General features: G+C 75.5%; 1 protein-coding gene. It reads right to left on the reverse strand.

The window, feature by feature from the left end; genetic code table 11:
• On the reverse strand, positions 1–216 hold a 216-nt coding region (locus tag BST12_RS30420; RefSeq protein WP_211281457.1), incomplete at both ends, for a hypothetical protein.

Below are 216 nucleotides of genomic sequence, written 5' to 3' on the forward strand. Positions count from 1 at the left end.
CGCGCCTCCCGGTGGTGGCGCACCTCCCAGCCCCACAGCAGCGGCGTGCTCGCCATCAGCCCGGCGATCATCGCCACGAGGAACACCGCCGGTCCCGGCAGGCCGCCGAGCAGCGAGGCGAGCATCGCGGCCGCCGCGGCGGCGATCGAGATCGCGGTGCAGGTGCGCGCCACGCGCCGAGTGCCGTGCATGACGGGCACGAACAGCGCCTCGAAC

This window comes from Mycobacterium angelicum (assembly GCF_002086155.1).
In the GTDB taxonomy this organism is placed as follows: domain Bacteria; phylum Actinomycetota; class Actinomycetes; order Mycobacteriales; family Mycobacteriaceae; genus Mycobacterium; species Mycobacterium angelicum.